Source organism: Micromonospora sp. MP36, from assembly GCF_008119785.1.
GTDB lineage: Bacteria > Actinomycetota > Actinomycetes > Mycobacteriales > Micromonosporaceae > Micromonospora.
The window spans coordinates 1-18,927 of the sequence record NZ_VSFA01000085.1 but is presented as its reverse complement, the minus strand read 5'-3'; the positions used below and the strand labels follow the sequence as shown (position 1 = coordinate 18,927).

Below are 18,927 nucleotides of genomic sequence, written 5' to 3'. Positions count from 1 at the left end.
CCGGGTATGGACCCCGCCATGGCAGATCGACCTCGGCTGACCCTGGCCGCCACCGTGCTGGACTCCCCCGACGCCCAGGAGCTCGCCGCGTTCTACGAACGCCTGCTCGGCTGGTCGCGGCACGAGGACCAGCCGGACTGGGTCACGCTGCGCCCGCCGGACGGCGGCGCCGGCCTGTCCTTCCAGACCGAACCGGCGTACGTGCGGCCGGTCTGGCCGGCCGGCCCGCGGGGGCCGCAGATGATGGGCCACCTCGACATTCAGGTCGACGACCTCGACGCCGCCTCCGCCCACGCGGTGGCCGCCGGCGCCACCGTGGCCGACTTCCAGCCGCAGGACGACGTGCGGGTGCACCTCGACCCGGCCGGCCACCCGTTCTGCCTGTTCCGCTGATCGCGTCGGGGCGCTCCTACGCGCTGGCGCCGGCGTAGGAGCGCAGCGAGCGGCGCCAGGCGAGGGAGGCCAGGACGACGGCGCCGGCCGCCACCGCCGGCGCGATCAGCAGCAGGTACGGGTCGAGCCGGCCCAGCAGGGCCGCCGCGGGGTACGTGGTGAGGAACGCCACCGGCACCACGGTGAGGATCGCCTGCACCGGGTTGCGGTACAGCTCCACCGGGAAGCGGGACAGTTCGACGAAGGCGTACGAGACCCGGCCGAGTTCCTCGGCGGCCACCAGCACCACGGCGAGCGCCATGAGCAGCACGGTCAGGGCGTACAGCAGCAGCACGGCGCAGCCCAGCAGCAGCCCGAACGCGGCCAGCGCGACCACCGACACGCCGCGGCCGGACAGGACCACCCCGACGGTGGTCAGGGCCAGGCCCAGCACCGGGTCCAGCAGGTTGTTGACCCGCACCTGCCGCAGGCTCACCAGCAGTTGCGCGTCGAACGGCTTGGTGAGCAGGAAGTCGAGGGTGCCCAGGCGTACGTAGTCGGTCATCCGCTCCAGGTTGGGCTGCAACAGCGCCTGTCGCAGGCCGTTGAGGGTGAAGAACAGGCCGATCACGACGAGCACCTCGGCCTGCGTCCAACCGGCCACCGCGCCGGTGAAGCGGAAGTAGACCGACGCGCCGGCCGCCGCCCACACCATCCAGAAGGCGCTGAGCGCCACGTTCGAGAAGAAGTTGAACCGGTATTCCACCTCGCCGGCCACCGCCGCCCGCCAGCAGATCGCGAGGACCCGGGCGTGCCGGGACCAGCCGTTCACCCGGCCACCGCCTGGTAGCGGCGGACGCCGTGCCGCCAGATGATCCGGTACAGCACGGCGAAGGCGGCGAGCCAGCCCAGCCCGACGGCGTAGCCGAACGCGGCCTCCCGCGCGTCGAGGCGGCCCATCAGCAGTTCCACCGGAAAACCCATCGCGGTGCGGAACGGCAGGACCACCGCGACGCTGCGCAGCCAGTCCGGCATCAGCGCCAGCGGCGCGACCCAACCGGAGGCGAACGAGCCCAGCCCCCACCACAGCAACCACGCGTTGGACGTCTGGGTGCTCCAGAACCCGATCAGCGCGAACGTCGACGCCATGAGCAGGCTGACCGCGTACGCGAGGACGAGCGCGGCGGCGACGGCGGCGAGCCGGACGGGACCGGCCGGATAGTCCAGGCCCGGCACCAGCAGCGCGGCGAGCACCAGGGCCGGCACCAGCACCGTCAGGAACACCAGGCGGTGGCCGAGGTCGTTGGTGGCGTACTGGTGGAAGGGGTGCACCGGGCGCAGCAGCCGCACGGACAGGTCACCGCTGCGCATGTCCGCGTCCCACTGCCAGACGACGTGGTCGCCGGAGAGGTTCCACAGCAGGGTCGCCGCCGCGTAGTAGGACAGGAAGTCACCGGTGGTCCAGCCCTTCGGCGGGCCGCTCTCGGCCACGACGGTGAGCCACACGCCCATCAGCAGCAGCGGGAAGAAGCCGGTGAGCAGCGACAGCGCGACGCGCCCCCGGTAGGTCGCCGCCACCAGCGTCGCGCTGCGCACCAGTGGTGGGTATGCGGTGAGGACGTCACGCATGGGCGAAGACCGCCCGGATGATGTGCTCCACCGGCGGGTCCTCGATCGCGACGTCCTCGACCGGCAGGGTGGTGAGCAGCCGGGCGGCGACCGCGGCGGTCTCGGCGCGCGGCACCGCCAGGGTGACCACCGCACCGTCCACCTCGGACACCTCGCCAAGGCCGACCCAGGTCTGTGCCGGTACGGCCTCGCGCAGGGTGACCCGGACCAGCCGGTGCGGTGAGTGGGCCTCGACCAGCGCGGCGAGGTCGCCGTCGAAGCGCAGGGTGCCGTGGTCGATGACCAGCACCCGGCGGGCCAGCGTGGTGACGTCGCCCATGTAGTGGCTGGTGAGCAGGACCGTCGCGCCGTAGCGGGCGTTGTAGTCGCGCAGGAAGGTGCGCACCGCCGCCTGGCCGTTGACGTCCAGGCCGAGCGTCGGCTCGTCGAGGAAGAGCACGTCGGGCCGGTGCAGCAGGGCGCCGGCCAGCTCGCAGCGCATCCGCTCGCCGAGGCTGAGCACCCGGACCTGCTTGTGCAGCAGCGGCGCGAGGTCCAGCAGGGTGACCAGTTCGTCGAGCGCCGACCGGTACGGACCCTCGGCGAGGCCGTAGATCGCGCGGTTGACCTCGAACGCGTCGGCGGCGGGCAGATCCCAGAACAGGGCGTTGCGCTGGCCCATCACCAGCGAGATCCGGCGCAGGAACGCGGGCTCCCGGTGGTGCGGGGTGTGCCCGAGCACCCGTACGGTCCCGGCGGTGGGGTGCAGCAGGCCGGTCAGGCATTTCAGGGTGGTGGTCTTGCCGGCGCCGTTGGGGCCGAGGAAGCCGACAACCTCGCCCGCGGGGATCGTGAAGCTGACCTGCTCGACCGCGCGGACGGTGAGGTGCTCACGCAGGACGAGCGAGCGTAGCGAGGCGCGCAGGCCGGGTTGTCGGCGGTGCACCCGGAAATGCTTGGCCAGGTCGCGCACCTCGATCATATGGCGACCATAGCGGCGCGCACCGACTGATCGACATCGAATATTCCGGATCCCGCGCGGGGCCAGGACAGGCGGCGCAGGAACGCCGCCACGCCGGGTCCTGGTGAGAGCGACCCGCGCCGGACATCTGTCGTCGGCTCACCCGGTGCGGTGAGCGCTGTGGTCACCTACCGGCAGCGCGCACTTACGGCCGCTGTGCGGGACGGGCTAGACCAGGGTGACCGCTCGCCGGAGCGGTCCCCGCATGCCCGAAGGGGGTTGCGCACGGTGCGGACCGACAGTCCCAGTCTCGACAGCGCCGAGGCGGTCGCCGACGCGATCCTGTACGAGGGCTACCTGCTCTATCCCTACCGTCGGTCATCGGGCAAGAACCGGGTCCGCTGGCAGTTCGGGGTCCTGGTGCCGCCGGCCTGGGGCGCGGCGCACGGCCTGGTGGACAGCGGCGTGGCGGGCTCCGCGGAGTCGCCGTGGCAGCGGACCGAGTGCCTGGTGGAGGCGCAGGACGCGGCGATCGTCCGCGTCCGGTTGCGGTTCCTGCAGCTGCAGCGCAGGGTGACCGAGAGCCGGACGGCCGACGGCGGGTACCGGCCGGTCGACCGGATCGAGGTCGGTGGCCGCACGGAGCTGAGCTTCGACGAGGCGGTGCCCCGCGAGCACGAGGTGGCGGCGTCCGTCGGCGACCTGCGGCGGGGCCGCCGCCTCGACGTCCGGGTGCCGGGCGGGGAGGACGTCGAGGCGCTGGTCGACGACCGGGGCGGGCCGGTCGGTCGGGTGGTACGCCGGCGCTGGCCGTTGTCGGCGTCGGTCACCGTCTCCGCCGCCCCGGCCGAGGCGCCCTTCCGCCTGCTGCGCCTCGGGATCCGGGTCGAGAACACGGACGACGCGACCCCGCCGGACAGCCCCCGGGACGAGGCGTTGCCCCGCTGCCTGCTGGCGGCGCACACGCTGGTCACCGTCGATCGGGGACGGTTCCTGTCGCTGCTCGACCCGCCCGAGTGGGCGGTGGCCGCGGCGCGGGAGTGCCGCAACGTGCACACGTTCCCGGTGCTCGCCGGCGAGCCCGGCACCGCCGACGTGCTGCTCTCCTCGCCCATCATCCTCTACGACCACCCGAAGATCGCGCCGGAGAGCCCGGGCGACCTGCACGACGCGACCGAGATCGACGAGATCCTCTCGCTGCGGACGCTCACGCTCTCCGACGCGGAGAAGCGGGAGGCGCGGGCAACCGATCCCCGGGCGGCCGCCATCCTCGACCGGGTCGACACCATGCCGCCCGAGGTGCTCGAACGGTTGCACGGGGCGATCCGCACCCTGGCGCCGGTACGCCCGGACGGCGCTGCCGAGCCGGATCCGGACCGGCCGTGGTGGGAGCCGGGCGCCGATGCGGGGATCACGCCGGAGACGGACACCGTGCTGGTCACGGGCACCCTGCTGGCCCGGGGCAGCCGGGTCCGGTTACGGCCCCGCCGGCGCGGCACGGACGCGCACGACATGTTCCTGGCGGGCCGCACCGCCCGGGTGGAGCAGGTGCTGCTCGACGTGGACGGGACCCGGTTCCTCGCCGTGACGGTGGACGACGACCCGGGCGCGGAGCTGCACCAGTGGTACGGGCGCCTGCGCCACTTCCGGCCGGAGGAGGTCGAACCGTTGACGGGCGAGGTGAGCGCGCCGTGAGCAGCGTCGACGGGGGACGGGTCCTGGTCGCCGGCATCGGCAACATCTTCCTCGGCGACGACGCGTTCGGCGTCGAGGTCGTGCGGCGCCTCCGGGACGTGGTCCTCCCACCAGGGGTGGATGTGTCCGATTACGGGATCCGGGGGATGCATCTGGCCTACGATCTGCTGGACGGCCGCCACGACGTGTTGGTCCTGGTGGACGCGTTGCCGCTGGACGAGCCGCCCGGGACGTTGGCCGTACTCCAGGTGGATCTCGACGACCCTGGCTGGTCGCTGCGGCCGGCCGACGTGCTGGACGCGCCGGCCGCCGACGCCCACGGCATGGATCCCGAGTCGGTGCTGCGCCTGCTGCGCGGTCTGGGCGGCAGTGTCGGCCGGGTCCTCGTGGTGGGTTGCCGGCCCGCCGTCCTCGACGAGTGCATGGGGCTTTCCGATCCGGTGGCCGCCGCCGTCGACGAGGCGGTCAAGACGGTGGCCGGGATCGTCCGGGAGGAGACGGCGCGGCTCGCCCACGGCGAGGGCCCTGCACCAGGCAGCTCCGCAGACGGCAGCGAACGGGAGGTGGGTACGCGTGCATGAGACGGGTTTGTCCCAGGCGATCGTGGACGCGGCGGTACGCCGGGCGGCCGGCCGCCGGGTGACCGGGCTGCGGGTGCGGATCGGTGGTCATCCGGTCGACCCCGACGTCGTCACGCAGGGCATCCAGCTGGCCGCCGCCGGCACGGTCGCCGCGGACACCGCGGTCGACCTGGTGCTCGAACCGATGACGGTGGCCTGCCACGAGTGCGGCCGCAGCGGGCCGGTCGACGACCACCTCGCGATGGTGGCCTGTCCGCGGTGCGGGGGCGTCGACATCGATGTCGCCGGCAGCGACGACGTGGTGCTGGAGTCGATCACGGTGGCGAACGTCGAAGTGGGCGCGGTCTGATGGACGCCACCGAGGTGCTGCGGCACGACCACCGCGTGGTGGAACAGCTGTTCCGCGACTACCGGGCGACGGAATCCGACGCACAGCGCCGCGGCGTCGTGGAAATCCTCGTCCGCGAACTGTCGAAGCACGCCGCGCTCGAAGAGGTGCTCTTCTACCCGTTCGCCGCGCAGGTGCTGGCCGACGGGCAGGTCGACCGGCACCTCGCCGGGCACCGGCCGATCAAGGAGCTGCTGCTCGAACTCGACCGCTGCCGGGCCGGCGACCACGCCCAGGACGAGCTGATGGAGCGGCTGGCGTCCGCCGTCGCCCGGCACGTGCAGGACGACGAGAACGAGCTCATGCCGCAGCTGTGCGCCCAGGCCGACGAGCAGGCCCTCCGCGAGCTGGGCCAGGAGATCGACCAGGGCAAGCAGCGGGCCCCGACGCGCCCGCACCCGCACGCCCCGGACAAGCCGCCGGCGCTCACCCTCGCAGCGCCGGTGGCGGCCATCTACGACCGGCTTCGGGATCGGATGCAAGGGAGGCCACGCACATGAGTCAGAGCAGGGGCGCCACCGCGGTGATCCCGCAGGAGAACGGGTTCGACGAGATCACCATCCTCTGGATCTCCGAGGGCATGAGTTGTGACGGGGACTCCGTGTCGATGACGGCCTCCGCGCAGCCGGCGATCGAGGACATCGCCCTCGGGCTCATTCCCGGCCTGCCGAAGGTCAACCTGCACAACAAGGTGCTGTCAGCGGCGGCCGGCGGCGAGGAGTTCCTGGCCCCGTACCGGAAGGCGGCCCGCGGCGAGATGACCGAGCCGTTCATCCTGGTCATCGAGGGCTCGATCCCGAACGAGAACATCAACGGCGACGGGTACTGGACGTCGTTCGGCAACGACGAGCGCACCGGTGAGCCGCTGACCTTGAACTGGTGGATCGACCAGTTGGCGCCGAAGGCGTGGGCGGTCGTCGCCGCCGGCACCTGCGCGACGTACGGCGGCATCCACGCCATGGCGGGCAACCCGACGGGGTGCATGGGTCTGGCCGACTATCTCGGGTGGGACTTCCGGTCCCAGGGCGGCCTGCCGATCGTGAACGTGCCCGGCTGCCCGATCCAGCCGGAGAACTTCATGGAGACCCTCACCTGGGTGCTCTACCACGCGGCGGGGTCGGCGCCGCCCCCGCCGCTGGACCACATGCTGCGGCCGCAGTGGCTGTTCGGCAAGACCGTGCACGAGGGCTGCGACCGGGCCGCCTACTACGAGCAGGCCGACTTCGCCAAGGACTACAACTCGCCCAAGTGCCAGGTCAAGGTCGGCTGCTGGGGTCCGGTCATCAACTGCAACGTCCCGAAGCGCGGCTGGATGGGCGGTGTGGGCGGCTGCCCCAACGTCGGCGGCATCTGCATCGGCTGCACCATGCCGGGCTTCCCCGACAAGTTCATGCCGTTCATGGACATGCCTCCCGGTGGCAGCCTGTCCACCCTGCTCATCAAGCCGTACGGCGCGGTGATCCGCCGCCTGCGCGGCCTCACCAACGTCACCGCCAACCGCGAACCGAAGTGGCACCACAACGGCCCCGAGCTCACCAGCGGCTACAACCCCCGCTGGCGCCCGTACGGTCCGGCGGACCCCCGTCGACAGGCAGCAGAGGAGAGGAACCGACCGTGACCGCGACGAAACCGAAGCCGGCCGCCGGCAAGAAGCCCGGCGAACTGGTGGAGATGGCGTGGGATCCGATCACCCGGATCATCGGCAACCTCGGCGTCTACACGAAGATCGACTTCGCGAACCGGGTGGTCGCCGAATGCCACACCACGTCGTCGCTGTTCCGCGGCTACTCCGTGTTCATGAAGGGCAAGGACCCGCGGGACGCCGGCTTCATCACCAGCCGGATCTGCGGCATCTGCGGCGACAACCACACGACCTGCTCCGTCTACGCGCAGAACATGGCCTACGGCGTCAAGACCCCGCCGCTCGCCGAGTGGATCATCAACCTCGGCGAGGCCGCCGAGTACATGTTCGACCACACCCTCTTCCAGGACAATCTCGTCTTCGTCGACTTCTGCGAGGCGATGGTCAAGCAGACCAACCCCAGCGTGCTCGCCCGCGCCGAAGCCACCGCGGCACCGGGCCGGGACATCCACGGCTACCGGACGATCGCCGACATCATGCGGGCGTACAACCCGTTCGAGGGCGAGGTCTACAAGGAGGCGCTGAAGGTCAGCCGGACCACCCGGGAGATGTTCTGCCTCATGGAGGGCCGGCACGTCCACCCGTCCACGGTCTACCCCGGCGGCGTCGGCACCATGCCGCAGCCGACCCTGTTCACCGACTACCTGACCCGGCTGATCAGCATCCTCGACTTCGTGAAGAAGGCCGTCGCCATGAACGACGACATCTTCGACTTCTGGTACGAGGCGCTGCCCGGCTACGAGGAGGTCGGTCGCCGCCGGGTCCTGCTCGGCTGCTGGGGCTCGTTCCAGAACCCCGACGTCGTCGACTACAAGTACGAGACCATGACGAACTGGGGGCGGGCGATGCACGTCACGCCCGGCATCGTGGTCGACGGCAAGCTGCTCACCACGGACCTGGTGGACATCAACCTCGGCATCCGCATCCTGCTCGGCAGCTCGTACTACAAGGACTGGGCCGGCCAGGAGGAACCGTTCGTCAAGTACGACCCGCTCGGCAACCCGGTCGACATCCGCCACCCCTGGAACCAGACGACCCTGCCCGATCCGCAGAAGCGCGACTTCGACGACAAGTACAGCTGGGTGATGAGCCCCCGCTGGTTCGACAAGACCAGCGGCGAGCATCTCGCGCTGGACACCGGCGGCGGCTGCTTCGCCCGGCTGTACACCACCGCACTGGCCAAGATGGTCGACACCCCGTACGTCAAGTCGACCGGGCAGAGCGTGCTGATCTCGCTGCCGAAGAGCCGGCAACTGCCCGAGATGACGCTGGAGTGGAAGATCCCGAAGTGGTCGAACGCGCTGGAGCGGGACCGCTCCCGGGCCTACTTCATCGCGTACGCCGCGGCGATGTCGCTCTACTTCCTCGAGCGGGCGATGGAGCGAATGCGCGGCGGCGACATGCGGGTGTTCGCCGAGTTCGACGTGCCGGACGAGGCCATCGGCTGCGGCTTCCACGAGGCCGTCCGGGGCCTCCTGTCGCACCACGTCGTGATCCGGGACCGCAAGATCGCCAACTACCACCCGTACCCGCCGACGCCGTGGAACGGCAGCCCCCGCGACAGCTACGGCACCCCGGGGCCGTACGAGGACGCGATCCAGAACACGCCGATCTTCGAGGAGAACGGCCCGGACAACTTCAAGGGCGTGGACATCATGCGGGCGGTGCGCAGCTTCGATCCCTGCCTGCCCTGCGGGGTGCACATGTACGTCGGCGGCGGACAGACCCTCAAGAAGATCCACTCGCCGATGTTCGGCGCGTCGCATGGCTGAGCAGCCGGAGCTCCCGCGGCTCGACGACGCGGCCGTCGAGCCGCGGCTGGCCCGCCTGGACGCCGTGCTCGGCCAGCTGGAGCAGACCCCCGGCCGCACCGCCGAGCTCGCGCTGGAGGCCGTCGAGCTGCTAACCGAGGTGTACGGCGAGGCGCTGGCCCGGGTCACCGATCTCGCCGACAGCCCTGGCGCGCTCGACCGGCTCACCGGCGACGAGTTGCTGCGACACCTGCTGCTGTTGCACCGCATCCACCCGGATCCGGTGGAACGGCGGGTGGCCCGGGCGATCGACGACCTCCGGCCGCAGCTGCGGGCACAGGGCGCCGACGTCGCGCTGATGGGTGTCCGGGGCGAGGTGGCGCGGATCAGCCTGTCGGCGAGGTCGTGTGGCGGTGGCGGCGCGGCCGTGCGCGAGCTGGTGCGCGAGCAGGTGCTGACGTTCGCGCCGGAGCTGTCCACGGTCGACGTGGTGGCGCCCGAGCCGGCGCCGGCGCTGATTCCGATCGCCACCCTGTGGCAACGGCCGGACCGGACCGGCGCGGCGGCGCTGACCGAGGCGGGGCGAGCCGCGGGGCCGGCGGCGTCGGGCGGCCGGGCATGACAGCGGGCGCGCTGCAGCGGGCGATCCGCCGCGCCGGGCAGCGCACGGCGGTCGAGCGCTGCGGCATGTGCGCCGGAACGGTCAACCCGGAGCACCGGCACGTGTGGGACGAGCAGGACGGGGAACTGCTGTGCGCCTGCACGCCGTGTTCGCTGCTGTTCGAACGCGACGCGGCCGGCGCCGGCCGGTACCAGCTCGTCCCTGCCCGCGGCCGGCGGTTGACCGGCCCGCCCGCCGGCGAGCTCGGCGTGCCGGTCGGTCTGGTGTTCTTCGTGAAGCAGCGGGACGGCCGGGTGCTCGGGCACTATCCGAGCCCCCTCGGCACCACGGAGTCGGAGATCGACGCCGGCGCCTGGCGAACGGTCGAGGCGCGGTCACCCGCGCTGGCCGAGCTGAAGCCGCGGGTCGAGGCGTTGCTGGTGTGGACGGGCACGCCCCACAGCGGCGGCGCTCAGCAGTGGGTGGTGCCGGTGGACGACTGCTTCCGACTCGTCGCGCTCATCCGGCGGCACTGGACGGGCATGTCGGGGGGAAGCGCGGTGTGGCGAGCGATCGCCGGGTTCTTCGACGATCTCGGTCGACGGCACGGTCGGCCGTCCGGAAACGACTGATGGAGGAGGCGGTATGGGCGAGATCCGGGTGGGCGACCCCGATGTCGAACTCGACGCGCCGGCGCACACCAAGGGCGTCGAGGAGGGCAACTCGCGGCGGCGGAAGCAGTCGGGCCACCACGATGACGGGACGGTGGACGCCCGCCGCTCCACCGGCATCCGGCCCAAGAAGCACGGCCCGATCCTGCCGATCATGCCGAACCTGCCGCCGGGCTGACCGGATCCGGAGCGGGCCCGAAGGAGGTGAGTGATGCGGAAGCTGTTGGCGCTGCTGGCCGGCGCCGCCGCCGTGGGGCTGTTCTGGAAGGAATTTCCCGCGCTGCGGCGCTACATCAAGATCGAGAAAATGTGAGCGGGAAGGCCGAACGAACCGATGTGTCTAGGTATCCCGGGTGAGATCGTCGAGATCAAGGCCGGCCACGACGATCTCGCCGTGGTCGACGTCGTGGGCGTACGGCGGGCGGTCAACATCGGCCTGCTCGAGGCGGACCAGATCGGCGTCGGCGACTGGGTGCTGGTCCACGTCGGGTTCGCCATGTCCAAGATCGACGAAGCCGAGGCGGCCGCCACGTTGGCGCTGTTGACCGGCCTCGGGCAGGCGTACACCGACGAGTTGCAGGCGCTCGCCGAATCCGACATCAGCTAGGGGATCACCAGATGCGTTTCGTCGACGAGTACCGCGACGCGGACAAGGCCCAGGCGTTGGCCACCCAGATCGCCGCCTTGTGCGAGCCGGGACGGCAGTACAAGTTCATGGAGGTGTGCGGCGGGCACACGCACACCATCTACAAGCACGGGATCGAGGACTACCTGCCGGAGAGTGTCGCGCTCGTGCACGGCCCGGGCTGCCCGGTCTGCGTCATCCCGATGGGCCGCGTGGACGACGCCATCGCCATCGCCCACGAGCCGGGCGTCATCATGACCGCGTTCGGCGACATGATGCGGGTCCCCGGCGGGAACGGCTCGTTCCTGGACGCCAAGGCGGCCGGCGCGGACATCCGGATGGTGTACTCGCCGCTGGACGCCCTGAAGATCGCCCGGACCAACCCGGACCGCAGGGTGGTCTTCATGGCGATCGGGTTCGAGACCACCTCGCCGTCGACCGCGATGACCGTGCTGCGGGCGGCCGCCGAGGGCATCGACAACTTCTCGGTCTTCTGCAACCACGTCACCATCCTTCCGGCGATCAAGGCGATCCTCGACTCACCGGACCTGCGGCTGGACGGTTTCCTCGGGCCTGGGCACGTCTCCACCGTCATCGGCTGCCGGCCGTACGAGTTCATCGCCCGCGACTACGGCAAGCCGCTGGTGTGCGCCGGGTTCGAGCCGCTGGATCTCCTGCAGTCGGTTCACCTGCTGCTCAGGCAGCTCGCCGAGGGCCGCTGCGAGGTGGAGAACCAGTACACCCGGGTGGTGCCCTGGGACGGCAACCTGCGGGCGCTGGAGGCGATCGGCCGGGTCATGCAGCTGCGACCGTACTTCGAGTGGCGTGGCCTCGGCTTCATCTCGCACTCGGCGCTGCGGATGCGGGACGAGTACGCGGCGTACGACGCCGAGCGGGTCTTCTCGGTGCCCGGGGTGCGCGTCGCGGACCCGAAGGCGTGCCAGTGCGGCGAGGTGCTCAAGGGGGTGCTCAAGCCCTGGGAGTGCAAGGTGTTCGGTACCGCGTGCACGCCGGAGACGCCCATCGGCACCTGCATGGTCTCCTCGGAGGGTGCGTGCGCCGCCTACTACAACTTCGGCCGCTTCACGCGGCAGCGGCTGACGGAGGCGAGCAGCGTATGACGACCGAACGCACCGCCGGTGGGACCGGACGCGCGGTGGCCGAGGCGACGACCGGGCCCGAGCCGGGGCGACTGTCGCCGGAGCAGCAGGTGCTGCTGCGCATCGAGCGGGCCCGGCAACGTGCGCCGAGGATCCGGGAGAGCCGGATCACCCTCGCGCACGGCGCGGGCGGGAAGGCGACGCACAGCCTGATCGAGGGGCTGTTCGTGGAGGCGTTCCGCAACCCGACGCTGGAGGCGCTCGACGATGCCGCCGTGCTGTCGGTGGGCGGCGGCCGGCTGGCCTTCACCACCGACTCGTACGTGGTGTCGCCGCTGTTCTTCCCGGGCGGGGACATCGGCGACCTCGCCGTCAACGGCACCGTCAACGACCTCGCGGTGAGCGGCGCCCGCCCGCTGTACCTGTCGGCCGGGTTCATTCTGGAGGAGGGCTTTCCCGTCGCCGATCTGCGGCGGATCACCGCCTCCATGGCCGCCGCGGCGGAGCGCGCCGGGGTCCAGGTGGTCACCGGTGACACCAAGGTGGTGCAGCGGGGCAAGGCCGACGGCTGCTACATCAACACGGCCGGCGTGGGTCTGCTGGAGCGGCCGGTGGCGCTCGGGACGGGCCAGGTCCGTCCGGGTGACGCGGTCGTCGTCTCCGGTCCGATCGGTGACCACGGCGTCACCATCATGCTCGCCCGCGGCGAGCTGGACATCGCCGCCGACCTGGCTTCGGACACCGCACCGCTGTCCGGTCTGGTGGCTGACCTGCTGGACGCGGCGCCCGGGGTGCGGCTGCTGCGCGACGCCACCCGGGGCGGCGTGGCGACCATCCTCAACGAGGTGGCGCAGGCGGCCGGGGTGGCCGTCGTCGTCGACGAGGCCGCGGTGCCGGTGCGTCCCGCGGTGACCGGCGCGTGCGAACTGCTCGGCATCGACCCGCTCTACGTGGCCTGCGAGGGCCGCCTGGTGGCCGTGGTGGACGGCGCCCAGGCGGAGGCCGCGGTGGCGGCGCTGCGCGGCCACCCGTTCGGCGACGGCGCGGCGGTCATCGGCCGGGTCACCGCCGACCCGCCCGGGATGGTGCTGCTCCACACGGCGTTTGGCGGCACCCGGGTGGTCGACATGCTGGTCGGCGACCCGCTCCCCCGGATCTGCTGAGGGCGGTCGCGGGTCAGCCGGGCGGCCGCGGCTCGCGCCGCTCGCACGGGTGCGCGCGGCGCGGGTCAGCCGGGCGGCCACCGCTCGCGCCGAGAGCACCGGTGGCCGTGGCGCGAGGTCAGCCGGCGGGTCCGGCCCGGGCCGCCGCCACCACGGCCTGGCCGAGGGAGATACCCCCGTCGTTGGGCGGCACTCGGGAGTGCACGAGCACCCGGAAGTCGTCCCGCTCCAGCCCGCTCACCACCCGGTTGAGCAGCAGCACGTTCTGGAAGACCCCGCCGGAGAGCGCGACCGTGGTCAGGCCGGTGCGCTCCCGGACCGCGCCGGCCGCCGCGACCACGGCCTCGGCCAGGCCGTGGTGGAAACGCGCGGCGATCCGACCGGGGTCCACCCCGGCGCGCAGGTCCTCGACCACGCACCGGATTAGTGCGCGCCCGGCGTCGAGGAGCGGCACCGGTCCGCCCGCCTCGACCGGGTAGCCGCCCCGCTCGTCGCGGTCGGCCCGCTGCTCCAGCGCGATCGCCGCCTGCCCCTCGTAGGTGACCCGGTCGTGCAGGCCGAGGATCGCCGAGACCGCGTCGAACAGCCGTCCGGCGCTGGAGGTACGCGGTGAGTTCGTCCCGGTCCGCGCCAGCGCCACGACCGCGGGCCAGTGCCGCTCGTGCCGGCGCCGCACCGCCAGGTCGGGCACCGCGTCGCTGTAGATCTCGTCGAGGTGGGCCGCCGCCATCCGCCACGGCTCGTGCACCGCCGCGACCCCGCCCGGCATGGGGACCGTGGCCAGGTGACCGATCCGCTCGAAGCCGGCCAGGTCCGCGATGAGCAGCTCGCCGCCCCAGAGGGTGCCGTCCGGGCCGTAGCCGAGACCGTCGAAGGCGACGCCGATCACCGGGCCTGGTTCGCCGTTGTCGGCCAGGCAGGACGCGATGTGGGCGTGGTGGTGCTGGACGCCGAGCAGCTCGACGTCGTCGCGCTGCAACGCGTACTTCGTGGACAGGTATTCGGGATGCAGGTCGTGGGCGACGATCTCCGGCCGGACGTCGAAGAGCCGGGTGAAGTGCGCGATCCCGTCGGTGAAAGCCCGCAACGTCTCGTAGTTGGCCAGGTCACCGATGTGGTGTGACACGAACGCGCGCCGCCCCTTCGCCACGCAGAAGGTGTTCTTCAGCTCGGCGCCGCAGGCCAGCACCGGCCGGTCGAACCGCCACGGCAGGGTGAGCGGCGCGGGCACGTACCCCCGGGAGCGCCGCACCGGCAGCTCCCGGCCGCGGAACACGCGTACCACCGAGTCGTCGGTGCGGACGTGGATCCGCCGGTCGTGGGTGAGGAACCCGTCGGCGATCGGCGCCAGCCGCCGGCGGGCGTCGTCGTCGCGGTGCGCGATCGGTTCGTCGGAGACGTTGCCGCTGGTCAGCACGATCGGCAGGCCGAGCCGGCCGAGCAGCAGCCGGTGCAGCGGCGTGTACGGCAGCATGATGCCCAGGTCGCGGTTGCCCGGTGCCACCGACGCGGCGACCGGGGCGCCGGCGCGGCGGGGCAGCAGCACCACGGGGCGGCGGGCGCTGGTGAGCACCGGCACGGCCGCGGGCGCCACGTCCACCAGGGTTTGTGCCGCCCGCAGGTCGGCGGTCATCACCGCGAACGGCTTCTCCTCGCGGTGCTTGCGGGCCCGCAAGGTCGAGACGACCCGCTCGTCGTCGGCCCGGGTGGCCAGGTGGTAGCCGCCGAGGCCCTTGACCGCGACGATCCGGCCGTCCCGCAGCCACCGGACGGCGGTGTCCAGCGGGTCGCCGGGCACCGGGGTGCCGTCGGCCTCGACGAGCCGCAGGGTGGGACCGCACGCGGGGCAGCACACCGCCTCGGCGTGGAAGCGGCGGTTGCCCGGGTCCGCGTACTCGGCGGCGCAGTCGGCGCAGAGCAGGAACCCGGCCATCGTGGTGGTGCGGCGGTCGTACGGGACGTCCTCGACGATGGTGAACCGCGGGCCGCAGTTGGTGCAGTTCGTGAACGGGTACCCGTGGCGCCGGTCCGCCGGATCGGACAGCTCGGCGAGGCAGTCCGGGCAGGTCGCGGTGTCCGGGGAGATCAGGGCGTCTCGGCCGGCGCCGGTGACGCTGGTGACGATGGCGAAGCCGGGCTGGCCGGTGGGCGGGACCGGTTGGGTGGTGAGCCGCTCGACCTGGGCGAGGGTCGGCGCGCGCCGGCTGAGGTCGGCCACGAAGGCGGCCAGCCGGTCGCCCTCCCCTTCGACCTCGACGAAGACGCCCGCGGTGTCGTTGCCGACGAACCCGGCCAGGTCGTACTCGGTGGCCAGGGCGTGCACGAACGGTCGGAAGCCGACCCCCTGCACGATGCCCTCCACCCGGACGTGCACCCGCCGCACGCTGGCCAGCTCCATGACGGCCGGTCAGAGCTCGCCGGCCAGCGCCTGCTGGGTGAGTTCCCACAGCACGTGGTAGACCGTCGTCTGCGCCTCCTGGACCCGGTGCACGGAGGCCGACGGGACCACGAACAGGTGGTCGACGAACTCGGACTCCGCCATCCGACCGCCGTCGTACCCGGCGATGCCGACGGTGAGCATGCCGCGCCGGGCCGCCTCCTCGAACGCCCGCAGGACGTTGGCCGACCCGCCGCTCGTGGACAGCCCCACCACGATGTCCCCGGCCCGGCCGAACGCCGCCACCTGCCGGGCGAAGACCACCTCGAAGCCGACGTCGTTGGAGAGTGCGGTGATCAGCGCGGCGTCGTGGGTCAACGAGATGGCCGGCAACGGGCGGGCGGCCGTCGGCGGGTGCAGGAACAACTGCGCGAGGTCCTGCGCGTCGGTGCTGCTGCCCCCGTTGCCCACCGCGAACAGCGTGCCGCCGGCCCGGAAGGCCGCGGCGCACCTGCGGGCGCAGTCGACCAGTCGTTGCCCGTGCTCGGCGACCAGCGATTCGCGGAGGGCGACGATCTCCGCCGCCTTCTCGGCGGTGGACCGCGCGACCGCGGCGAGCACCGCGTCCACGTCGGTCGGCCGGCTGTCGAGGAACGGGTAGAGCGACCCGATCGCACCCTCGACCCCGGCGCTCATGCCGGCACTCCGCTGCGCTCGCTCATGGGCGCTTCTCCACCACGGCGATGGCCTCCTTGGCGTGCACCAGCACCACGTCGCCCGGTCCCGCCTCGACCAGGGCCACACTGACCTCCTGCGGTCCGGCGTCCGTGTCCACCACGGCCAGGCCGTCGGCCAGCAGCTCCCGCACCCGCACGGCGACCGCCGCGTCGGAGCAGGTGAGGCATACGTCGTCGTGGCATTCGGGTACGGCCCGGGTCGCCGGCGCCGGGCGCGCGGTCACCGGACCACCTCCGGCGCCAGCAGTCCGGGCTGCTCGAAGAACACGTGCACCAGCTCCCAGAGGATGTGGTAGATCGTCACGTGCACCTCCTTGACGATGCACGGATCGTCGGAATGGGCCACGACGACGTGGTCGGCGACGGCTTCCCGGGCGAGGTCGCCGCCGTCGCCGCCGACCAGCCCGACGGTGAGCAGACCGAGGTCGCGGGCCGTCGCCAGGCCGCGCCGCACGTTGGCGCAGCGGCCGTCGACGGACAGGCCGAGCGCGATGTCCTGCGGGGCGGCGAGCAGGCGCAGCTGGGCCGCGAACACCTCGTCGAAGCCCTCGGCCCGGGCGATCCCGGTGAGGGTGGCGGCGTCGTTGGTCAGCGAGATCGCCGGCAGTGCCCGCTTGCCCACGATGACCGGGTGGACGAACTCCACCACGACGTGCTGGGCGTCGGTCGCCGGCCCGCCGTTGCCGAAGACGATCAACTTGCCGCCGCGATGGAAGCGTAGGGCCATCTCGTAGCAGGCCCGCGCGATCCGCGCCGCGTCGCCGGCGAGCGCCTGCCCGGGTGCCACCCGGCGGGCGAACGCGCGGTCGACCGCCGGCATCAGGGACGACTGCATGCTCCTCCGTTCAGCGTGGGGTGGCGGCGTACCGCTCGGCGCGACCGGCCCGCGCCCCGTCGAAGAGACCGGCCGTGCGCCGCAGGCAGGTGCCGATGACCTGGTCGAGCTGGGCCAGTCGGACCGTCCAGGACCGGAGGTCGTCGCGGCCCTTGGCGGTGAGCTCGTAGCACCGGCGTGCCGGGCCGGCCCCGGTGGTCTCCCACATGGAGATCAGCGACCGGTCGCGTTCCAGGCCGCGCAGCACCCGGTAGACGTGGCCCGGTTCCACGTCCGGCACTCCCATGGCCCGCAGCCGGTCGATCAGGTCGTACCCGTGAGCGGGCCGTTCGAAGATCAGGAGCAGCAGGAACGGATGCAGCAGGCCGCGCAGTTCACGTCCGTCCATGCCGATCCCTTCCCGGTGCCGGGCACCCCTTCTCCTGCAGCTAAACACACTTACTGCCGGAATATGGTGGATTGCCCGGTTCGTCGGCGGACCCGGCAAGCGCCGCGGCCCGCGGCCGGATGTGTCCGGTCGCGGGCCGCGGCGTCTGTCGCGCGAAGGGCGTACGCCCGGATCAGCCGCCGCTGTTGGAGCGGGCGGGGGCGGGCGCCGAACCGCCGGCCACCACGCCCGGGTGCGGCGTCGCACTGACCGTGGGCTTCAGCCCGGCCGGTACGGGCAGCGCGCTGCCCTTGGCGAACTCGTCCCAGCCGACGTTCCAGGCGGTCCAGCCGTTGCCCTGATCCAGGGTCACCTCGGTGCCCTTGACCGTCACCAGGTCGCCGACCTGGGTGGTCCGCATCAGCCAATCGGCGTTGGCGTTGGAGACGTTGGTGCAGCCGTGCGAGACGTTGGTGTAGCCCTGGTCCCCCTCTGACCACGGTGCGGCGTGGATGAACTCGCCACCGTCGGTGAGCCGCTGCGCGTCCTCGACGTCGACGATGTAACCGCCGTTCGGGTCGCCCATGGTGTTGAACGTCGTGTACTCGAACTTCTCCATGATCACCATGTTGCCGCTCGAGGTCGGCGTGCTCGGCTTGCCGAGGCTGACCGGGATCTTCCGCAGCAGTTTGCCGTCCTCGTAGACGGACATCTGCTTGCTGGCGTTGTCGATGTCGAGCGACACCTGCCGGCCGATCTTCGACGTGCCCGACCGGTCCGCGTCGCCGATGGCGTCCTTGCCGATCGGCAGCCCCTCCAGCGCGCTGCGGACGCTGATCTTCGTGCCCGGCTTCCAGAAGTCCGGCGCCCGATACTCGACCTGCTTGCCGTCGGCCAGCCACGACCAGGTGCCCGGCTGCGGCGGATCCGTCTTCACGAACAATCGCCGCTGCACGTCCGCCCGGGCCTCTTTCGGAATTGCCGGGTCAAACGTGACCACTACCGGCATGGCCGTCCCGTACGTCTGGTCCCCGGTGAAATTCAGGACGCTGGTAACTTCCGGTTTGGTCGATTTGGCCGCCGTCGTAAAGGTTGTCTTCTGCGTGGCCGTCTTCCCCTTGTCACCGGTGGCGGTCACCTCCGCCGTGTACGTCCGCGAATTCTGCAACGGCCGCGCCGGCACCCAACTCGACCCGTCCTCGCGCGGCTCCGCCGGCACCTGGGCACCCTTGTCGTCGGTCAACCGCACCGCCGTGATCTTCCCACCCTTGACGGCGGTCCCCACCTCGGCGCTGATCGGCACGTCCTTCGACTGGTTCCCCGGAGTAACCGTCAGTTGCGGCGGGGCCGCGTTCGCCTGCCGGGCGCCCGGCAGGTGGTCGGCGGTACACCCGACGAGGACCAACGGTGTGGCCGCGATGGTCACCGACAGCAGCCTCAATCGCCGCCTCAG

The 18,927-nt window shown here is 72.0% G+C and carries 22 protein-coding genes; 13 read left to right on the top strand and 9 right to left on the bottom strand.

The features are described from left to right. Positions 1–18 precede the first annotated feature (18 nt). Positions 19–393: a VOC family protein gene (locus tag FXF52_RS32135; RefSeq protein WP_148802603.1), complete on the top strand. Its 375-nt coding sequence runs from the start codon at positions 19–21 to the stop codon at positions 391–393. A gap of 16 nt (positions 394–409) precedes the next feature. On the opposite strand, the gene FXF52_RS32130 is transcribed toward FXF52_RS32135, so the two are convergent. The 3 genes from FXF52_RS32130 to FXF52_RS32120 are packed head-to-tail and all read right to left on the bottom strand — an operon-like array spanning position 410 to position 2,962. Then, positions 410–1,204: an ABC transporter permease gene (locus tag FXF52_RS32130; protein ID WP_148802600.1), complete on the bottom strand. Its 795-nt coding sequence runs from the start codon at positions 1,202–1,204 to the stop codon at positions 410–412. Then, on the bottom strand, positions 1,201–2,001 hold the full coding sequence (locus tag FXF52_RS32125; RefSeq protein ID WP_148802580.1) for an ABC-2 family transporter protein: 801 nt from the start codon (positions 1,999–2,001) through the stop codon (positions 1,201–1,203). The genes FXF52_RS32130 and FXF52_RS32125 overlap by 4 nt, the downstream gene beginning before the upstream one ends. After that, positions 1,994–2,962 carry an ATP-binding cassette domain-containing protein gene (locus FXF52_RS32120; RefSeq protein WP_148802577.1) on the bottom strand — a complete coding sequence of 323 codons (969 nt, stop codon included), beginning with the start codon at positions 2,960–2,962 and terminating at the stop codon, positions 1,994–1,996. Before FXF52_RS32120 ends, FXF52_RS32125 begins: the two co-directional genes overlap by 8 nt. A gap of 267 nt (positions 2,963–3,229) precedes the next feature. Here FXF52_RS32120 and FXF52_RS32115 point away from each other — a divergent pair, with 267 nt between their 5' ends. The 12 genes from FXF52_RS32115 to hypE all read left to right on the top strand — a co-directional run bounded on the left by FXF52_RS32115 (position 3,230) and on the right by hypE (position 13,158). Beyond that, entirely contained in the window at positions 3,230–4,636 is a 1,407-nt protein-coding gene (locus FXF52_RS32115) for a hypothetical protein (RefSeq protein ID WP_222870792.1), read from the top strand. Continuing rightward, on the top strand, positions 4,633–5,217 hold the full coding sequence (locus tag FXF52_RS32110) for a hydrogenase maturation protease (protein ID WP_148802572.1): 585 nt from the start codon (positions 4,633–4,635) through the stop codon (positions 5,215–5,217). The genes FXF52_RS32115 and FXF52_RS32110 overlap by 4 nt, the downstream gene beginning before the upstream one ends. Continuing rightward, positions 5,210–5,566 (top strand): hydrogenase maturation nickel metallochaperone HypA, encoded by a 357-nt coding sequence (locus tag FXF52_RS32105; protein WP_222870791.1) that lies wholly within the window; start codon positions 5,210–5,212, stop codon positions 5,564–5,566. The genes FXF52_RS32110 and FXF52_RS32105 overlap by 8 nt, the downstream gene beginning before the upstream one ends. Further along, entirely contained in the window at positions 5,566–6,105 is a 540-nt protein-coding gene (locus tag FXF52_RS32100) for a hemerythrin domain-containing protein (RefSeq protein WP_148802568.1), read from the top strand. Before FXF52_RS32105 ends, FXF52_RS32100 begins: the two co-directional genes overlap by 1 nt. After that, complete coding sequence (locus FXF52_RS32095) at positions 6,102–7,223, top strand: hydrogenase expression protein HypE (protein ID WP_148802566.1); 1,122 nt, start codon at positions 6,102–6,104, stop codon at positions 7,221–7,223. The genes FXF52_RS32100 and FXF52_RS32095 overlap by 4 nt, the downstream gene beginning before the upstream one ends. Continuing rightward, entirely contained in the window at positions 7,220–9,019 is a 1,800-nt protein-coding gene (locus FXF52_RS32090) for a nickel-dependent hydrogenase large subunit (RefSeq protein ID WP_148802563.1), read from the top strand. The genes FXF52_RS32095 and FXF52_RS32090 overlap by 4 nt, the downstream gene beginning before the upstream one ends. Then, positions 9,012–9,620, top strand: a complete 609-nt coding sequence (locus FXF52_RS32085; RefSeq protein WP_148802560.1) for a NifU family protein — start codon at positions 9,012–9,014, stop codon at positions 9,618–9,620. The genes FXF52_RS32090 and FXF52_RS32085 overlap by 8 nt, the downstream gene beginning before the upstream one ends. After that, complete coding sequence (locus FXF52_RS32080) at positions 9,617–10,231, top strand: DUF5947 family protein (RefSeq protein WP_148802557.1); 615 nt, start codon at positions 9,617–9,619, stop codon at positions 10,229–10,231. Before FXF52_RS32085 ends, FXF52_RS32080 begins: the two co-directional genes overlap by 4 nt. Positions 10,232–10,244: 13 nt before the next feature. After that, positions 10,245–10,448, top strand: coding sequence for a hypothetical protein (locus FXF52_RS32075; protein ID WP_148802554.1), 204 nt, complete (start codon positions 10,245–10,247; stop codon positions 10,446–10,448). Positions 10,449–10,604: 156 nt separating this feature from the next. Beyond that, positions 10,605–10,877, top strand: coding sequence for a HypC/HybG/HupF family hydrogenase formation chaperone (locus tag FXF52_RS32070; RefSeq protein ID WP_148802550.1), 273 nt, complete (start codon positions 10,605–10,607; stop codon positions 10,875–10,877). A gap of 11 nt (positions 10,878–10,888) precedes the next feature. Beyond that, entirely contained in the window at positions 10,889–12,016 is a 1,128-nt protein-coding gene (gene hypD, locus FXF52_RS32065) for a hydrogenase formation protein HypD (protein WP_148802548.1), read from the top strand. Continuing rightward, positions 12,013–13,158, top strand: a complete 1,146-nt coding sequence (gene hypE / locus FXF52_RS32060; RefSeq protein WP_148802544.1) for a hydrogenase expression/formation protein HypE — start codon at positions 12,013–12,015, stop codon at positions 13,156–13,158. The genes hypD and hypE overlap by 4 nt, the downstream gene beginning before the upstream one ends. Positions 13,159–13,276: 118 nt before the next feature. Here the strand turns inward: hypE and hypF are convergent, their stop codons facing one another. The 6 genes from hypF to FXF52_RS32030 all read right to left on the bottom strand — a co-directional run bounded on the left by hypF (position 13,277) and on the right by FXF52_RS32030 (position 18,900). After that, positions 13,277–15,556: a carbamoyltransferase HypF gene (hypF, locus tag FXF52_RS32055; protein ID WP_187413847.1), complete on the bottom strand. Its 2,280-nt coding sequence runs from the start codon at positions 15,554–15,556 to the stop codon at positions 13,277–13,279. A 9-nt stretch (positions 15,557–15,565) separates the two neighbouring features. After that, on the bottom strand, positions 15,566–16,231 hold the full coding sequence (locus FXF52_RS32050) for an SIS domain-containing protein (RefSeq protein WP_148802542.1): 666 nt from the start codon (positions 16,229–16,231) through the stop codon (positions 15,566–15,568). 22 nt (positions 16,232–16,253) lie between these two features. Then, positions 16,254–16,496: a HypC/HybG/HupF family hydrogenase formation chaperone gene (locus FXF52_RS32045; RefSeq protein WP_148802539.1), complete on the bottom strand. Its 243-nt coding sequence runs from the start codon at positions 16,494–16,496 to the stop codon at positions 16,254–16,256. After that, positions 16,493–17,107 (bottom strand): SIS domain-containing protein, encoded by a 615-nt coding sequence (locus FXF52_RS32040; RefSeq protein ID WP_148802536.1) that lies wholly within the window; start codon positions 17,105–17,107, stop codon positions 16,493–16,495. Before FXF52_RS32040 ends, FXF52_RS32045 begins: the two co-directional genes overlap by 4 nt. Positions 17,108–17,117: 10 nt before the next feature. Beyond that, positions 17,118–17,495, bottom strand: a complete 378-nt coding sequence (locus FXF52_RS32035) for a helix-turn-helix transcriptional regulator (RefSeq protein ID WP_148802533.1) — start codon at positions 17,493–17,495, stop codon at positions 17,118–17,120. A 172-nt stretch (positions 17,496–17,667) separates the two neighbouring features. Further along, complete coding sequence (locus tag FXF52_RS32030) at positions 17,668–18,900, bottom strand: Ig-like domain-containing protein (protein WP_370518053.1); 1,233 nt, start codon at positions 18,898–18,900, stop codon at positions 17,668–17,670. Between the last annotated feature and the right edge of the window lie 27 nt (positions 18,901–18,927).